Here is a 5,227-nt window from a genome sequence, read left to right on the forward strand (position 1 = left end):
AGAAATACTTATTTTTGCATCGCAATCAGAAAAAAATAAATATCAAATTGATGTTTTCTTTTTGATTACTAATAGAGTGAGTGTTTATAAAGCAATTATAAAACCTTTAAATTTTAAACAAAATGATTAAAGTAGGTATTAACGGTTTCGGTCGTATCGGCCGTTTCGTATTCCGCGCAGCTCAGAACAGAAACGATATTCAGATCGTAGGTATTAACGACTTGTGTCCAGTAGATTACTTGGCATATATGTTGAAATATGATACTATGCACGGTCAGTTTAATGGAACTATCGAAGCTGACGTTGAAAACAGCAAATTGATTGTTAACGGTAAAGAAATCCGTGTAACAGCTTGCAAGGATCCTAAAGAATTGGCTTGGGATGCAGTAGGTGCTGAATACGTAGTAGAATCTACTGGTTTGTTCTTGACTAAAGAAAAAGCTCAGGCTCATATCGAAGCTGGTGCTAAATATGTAGTTATGTCAGCTCCTTCTAAGGATGACACTCCGATGTTCGTTTGCGGTGTAAACGAAAAAACTTATGTTAAAGGTACTCAGTTCGTTTCTAACGCTTCTTGTACTACTAACTGCTTGGCTCCTATCGCTAAGGTTTTGAACGATAAATGGGGTATCACTGATGGTTTGATGACTACCGTTCACTCTACTACTGCTACTCAGAAAACAGTTGACGGTCCTTCTATGAAAGACTGGAGAGGTGGTCGTGCTGCTTCTGGTAACATTATCCCGTCTTCAACTGGTGCTGCTAAGGCTGTAGGTAAAGTTATCCCGGCTTTGAACGGTAAACTGACTGGTATGTCTATGCGTGTTCCGACTTTGGATGTTTCTGTAGTTGACTTGACAGTTAACTTGGCTAAACCGGCTAAATATGCTGAAATCTGTGCTGCAATGAAAGAAGCTGCTGAAGGTGAATTGAAGGGTATTCTGGGTTACACTGAAGATGCAGTTGTTTCTTCTGACTTCCTGGGTGATACTCACACTTCTATCTTCGATGCAAAAGCTGGTATCGCTTTGACTGATACTTTCGTTAAGGTCGTTTCTTGGTATGACAACGAAATCGGTTACTCTAACAAAGTATTGGATTTGATTGCTCACATGGCTTCTGTAAACTGCTAATTAGTTTAGACCATATAGCAAAAGCCGTCAGGAGAAAATCCTGGCGGCTTTTTTTTGCGCATATTCGTGTGTGTTGTGCAGAAAAAAACTATCTTTGCCACTGAACTTCTCAAGAATGATCTTATGAATTATGATTTGATTACGATACTTGGTCCAACGGCTTCAGGAAAAACTTCTTTGGCTGTAGCCTTAGCTGCTCGTCTGAAAACAGAGATTATTAGTGGTGATAGTCGTCAGGTGTATCGTAGGATGGATTTGGGAACAGGTAAAGATTTGTCCGATTATATAGTTGAGGGCTATAGGATTCCTTATCATTTGATAGACATTGTGGAGCCTGGTTATAAATATAATGTATTTGAATTTCAACGTGATTTTTTGGTCGCATACGAGGATATAAAGGGAAGAGGACTTTTGCCGATTTTATGTGGAGGTACAGGTATGTATCTGGAATCAATATTGAAGGGATACCGCTTGCTGCCTGTACCAGAAAATAAGGCTTTAAGGGAACGTTTGGCCACTAAGTCGCTTGAAGAACTGACAGATATATTGTCTCGCTATAAGAGACTGCATAATTCTACAGATGTAGACACCGTGAAACGAGCTATTCGGGCAATTGAAATAGAGGAATATTATTTGACTAAAGATGTTAATGCTCGTTCATTTCCTGAAATACATAGTTTGATTATAGGAGTAGATATAGACCGGGATTTGCGTCGACAAAAGATTACTAAGCGATTGAAGAAGCGTTTACAGGAAGGGATGATTGATGAAGTAATGGCTTTATTGGACGAAGGTATAAATCCTGAAGACTTGATTTATTATGGATTGGAATATAAATACTTAACGCTATATGCGGTCGGTAAGTTATCTTATGATGAAATGTTCAGTCAACTTGAAATTGCCATTCACCAGTTCGCCAAACGTCAAATGACCTGGTTTAGAGGTATGGAGAGAAGAGGTTTTCAAATTCATTGGATAGATGCTGAAACACCGCTGGAGGAGAATGTTGAACGAATTATTGATTTGATAAAGTAAACGTAAATGGCAGTAGAACCAGACAGATGGGGGGTAATCTATAACCCGAAAGCCGGAAGCCGCAAAGCGCAGAAGCGTTGGCAGGCTATTCGTGCTTACATGGATGAATGTAAGGTAAAATATGATTATGTGCAGTCGGAAGGATTTGGTTCGGTGGAGCGTTTGGCAAGAACACTGGCTAATAATGGTTATCTTACTATTGTGGTTGTAGGTGGAGATGGTGCAATCAATGATGCCTTGAACGGTATCATGAATTCTGATGTAAAAGATAAAAATCAAATAGCTTTGGGTATTATTCCGAACGGAATCGGGAATGATTTTGCGAAATATTGGGGATTGAACTCAGATGACTATAAAGAGGCTGTAGACGTATTGATTAATCGACGTCTACGGAAAATAGACATTGGGGTGTTTTCTTATTTTGATAGGGAGCGTCATCAGACTCGTTATTTCTTGAATGCCGTATATATGGGGCTTGGGGCTCGTATTGTACGAATTACGAATGAAACCCGCCGTTTCTGGGGAATACCTTTAATATCTTATTTGGCTTCGTTATTTCTGGTGGCTTTTGAAAGAAAATTACACCGGATGCATTTGAAAGTGAATGATGAACATATTCGTGGACGTATCATGGCTGTGGGTATAGGTAGTGCCTATGGGTATGGTCTGACTCCAAGTGCGGTTCCATATAACGGATGGCTTGATGTTTCTATTATTTACCGTCCTGAGCTGCGTCAGTTGCTTTCCGGATTGTGGATGTTGCAGAGAGGAAGGTTGTTGAATCATAAGACGGTTAAGCCGTATCGTACTCGTTGTGTAAAGATATTGCGTGCACAGAATGCTGAAGTCAGTCTGGATGGCCGGCTTTGGTTGGACCGTCATTTCCCTATCGAAATAACAATAGCTCCAGAAGCAATTACTTTGATAATACCTAATTGATATGATAAAAAATATTTCTGAGTTAAAGCGGGATGACATGTTTTTCCTGCTGGCAGGTCCTTGTGTGATAGAAGGAGAGGAGATGGCTCTTCGTATTGCGGAGCGAGTAGTAAAAATTACGGATAAATTGCATATTCCATATGTTTTTAAAGGTTCTTACCGGAAAGCGAATCGTTCTCGCCTGGATTCTTTCACAGGAATAGGTGATGAAAAAGCGTTGAAAGTCTTGGCTAAGGTAAGAAATATGTTTGATATTCCTGTAGTAACAGATATCCATACTGCTTCTGAGGCCGAAATGGCTGCCGAATATGTAGATGTGTTGCAGATACCTGCGTTCCTTTGTCGTCAGACGGATTTGCTGGTTGCTGCAGCTCGTACCGGAAAGATAGTCAATATTAAGAAAGGTCAGTTTTTATCTCCTGCTGCTATGCGTTTTGCGGCTGATAAGGTGGTCGAGGCTGGCAATGATCAGGTGATGCTAACGGAACGTGGTACAACCTTTGGTTATCAGGATTTGATTGTCGATTATAGAGGAATTCCGGAGATGCAATCTTTCGGACATCCGGTAGTGCTGGATGTGACACATTCTTTACAGCAGCCCAATCAGACTTCAGGGGTTACAGGAGGTATGCCACAGCTTATTGAAACTGTGGCAAAGGCTGGTGTGGCAGTTGGTGTGGATGGGTTGTTTATGGAAACTCATGAAGATCCTTCTAGAGCAAAAAGCGATGGAGCCAATATGCTAAAGTTGGACTTGCTAGAAGATTTGCTGGTGAAATTGGTTCGTATTCGTCAATCTTTGTAATTTATGATAAGGCAGCTGGCTGAAATTAAAATTTGGAGAGAGATTGTATTATCTTTGGTGGTGTGCCTTGTGTTGTCGGTGGAAAATGGGTATGCTCAAAGTGAATCTATGGTCTCTTCTAAAGATGATGTGCCGCTGTTGGAGAGAATGACGGACGGCAGGCGGAAGGTGGATTGGGCTGATATGAATATTCAGTTCTGTTCTGCTGCTGATGTTTCATTTAATAATGCGACATTAGATGAAGCTGCATTTAAAGTGCATCGTATCCGTTTAGAGGTATTAGGGGGATTTCATGAAAAATTTTCCTATCATTTTCGTCAGTCTTTGAATCAATACACGACTCCCAATATTCCATTGGATAATCTGTCCGGTTCTGTAGAATTGGCTATGGTGGGTTGGCAGTTGAATGACAAATGGAAACTGACTGCCGGAAAACAACCTGTTCAGTTCAGTGGTTATGAATGCTGGGTGAATGCCATTAAAGTGCGTCATTATTCCGATTTCAATAACACGATACCATGCTATCAGGCGGGTTTGAATGCGGCCTACAAGATGAATGACAACCATGAGTTCAATTTTCAGTTGACAAATAATCGGAACGGAGATAGTGCTGACCAATTTATGTATGGACTTCCGGAAGGAGTTGAGTCTACTAGAGTTCCTTTGTTGGCAACTGTTAACTGGGATGGCTATTTTGTAGACCACTCCATGCAGCTTCGTTATTCTCTTTCGTATGGACAGCTGGCAAAAAATAAGAATGTATTTTATTTTACTTGTGGAAATGTATGGGACAAGAAACCCTTTTTAGGTTATATCGATTTTATGTATTCACGTGAGGGAATCGACTCTAAAGGGCTTATCAGTGAAGTGGCAGTTGTGAATGGGGAGGGTATTACGGTACAGAATGTGGATTATTTTACAACGATATTTAATCTAGACTACCGTGTGGCTTCACATTGGAACATGTATGTGAAAGGAGTTTACGAACAAGGAAATGTGTTTAGGGCAAATAACATGTTTTCTGCAGGTACTTACCGAAGGGTATGGAACGTACAGCTTTGCGCGGAATACTATCCTTTGAAAAATAGCGAATTGTTGTGTTACCTGCATCTCTTGTATAAGAACGTACATTTGACAGAAAAAGCACGTTCCTGGGGAGCGGAAAGTTATAACCACCAGCGCATCTCATTAGGTTTGGTTTATACATTGCCCGTTTTCTGAGAAGAACTTATTTTCTGTATGGCATCTGTTTATATATTCAAATAAAAAACTATATCTTTGCAACGAAATTACGGTTTGGATTACATTAAAAAGT

General features: G+C 40.2%; 5 protein-coding genes. All 5 read left to right on the plus strand.

The window, feature by feature from the left end:
- Positions 1–122: 122 nt before the first annotated feature.
- The 5 genes from gap to ACMJ0U_RS02675 all read left to right on the plus strand — a co-directional run bounded on the left by gap (position 123) and on the right by ACMJ0U_RS02675 (position 5,133).
- A complete protein-coding gene (gene gap / locus ACMJ0U_RS02655) occupies positions 123–1,133 on the plus strand; it encodes a type I glyceraldehyde-3-phosphate dehydrogenase (RefSeq protein WP_417127997.1) in 1,011 nt (336 codons plus the stop codon).
- Positions 1,134–1,256: 123 nt separating this feature from the next.
- Positions 1,257–2,168, plus strand: a complete 912-nt coding sequence (gene miaA / locus ACMJ0U_RS02660) for a tRNA (adenosine(37)-N6)-dimethylallyltransferase MiaA (RefSeq protein ID WP_417127999.1) — start codon at positions 1,257–1,259, stop codon at positions 2,166–2,168.
- 6 nt (positions 2,169–2,174) lie between these two features.
- Entirely contained in the window at positions 2,175–3,107 is a 933-nt protein-coding gene (locus tag ACMJ0U_RS02665; RefSeq protein WP_417128000.1) for a diacylglycerol/lipid kinase family protein, read from the plus strand.
- Between the two features lies 1 nt (position 3,108).
- Positions 3,109–3,912 carry a 3-deoxy-8-phosphooctulonate synthase gene (gene kdsA / locus ACMJ0U_RS02670; RefSeq protein WP_417128002.1) on the plus strand — a complete coding sequence of 268 codons (804 nt, stop codon included), beginning with the start codon at positions 3,109–3,111 and terminating at the stop codon, positions 3,910–3,912.
- A gap of 3 nt (positions 3,913–3,915) precedes the next feature.
- Entirely contained in the window at positions 3,916–5,133 is a 1,218-nt protein-coding gene (locus ACMJ0U_RS02675) for an OprO/OprP family phosphate-selective porin (protein ID WP_417128003.1), read from the plus strand.
- The last annotated feature ends 94 nt before the right edge of the window (positions 5,134–5,227 follow it).

This window comes from Phocaeicola sp. (assembly GCF_048170425.1).
Classification (GTDB): domain Bacteria; phylum Bacteroidota; class Bacteroidia; order Bacteroidales; family Bacteroidaceae; genus Phocaeicola.

Coding starts and splice junctions, on each gene's coding strand:
- gap (WP_417127997.1), top strand. CDS start 123: ATGATTAAAGTAGGTATTAACGGTTTCGGTCGTATCGGCCGTTTCGTA.
- miaA (WP_417127999.1), top strand. CDS start 1,257: ATGAATTATGATTTGATTACGATACTTGGTCCAACGGCTTCAGGAAAA.
- ACMJ0U_RS02665 (WP_417128000.1), top strand. CDS start 2,175: ATGGCAGTAGAACCAGACAGATGGGGGGTAATCTATAACCCGAAAGCC.
- kdsA (WP_417128002.1), top strand. CDS start 3,109: ATGATAAAAAATATTTCTGAGTTAAAGCGGGATGACATGTTTTTCCTG.
- ACMJ0U_RS02675 (WP_417128003.1), top strand. CDS start 3,916: ATGATAAGGCAGCTGGCTGAAATTAAAATTTGGAGAGAGATTGTATTA.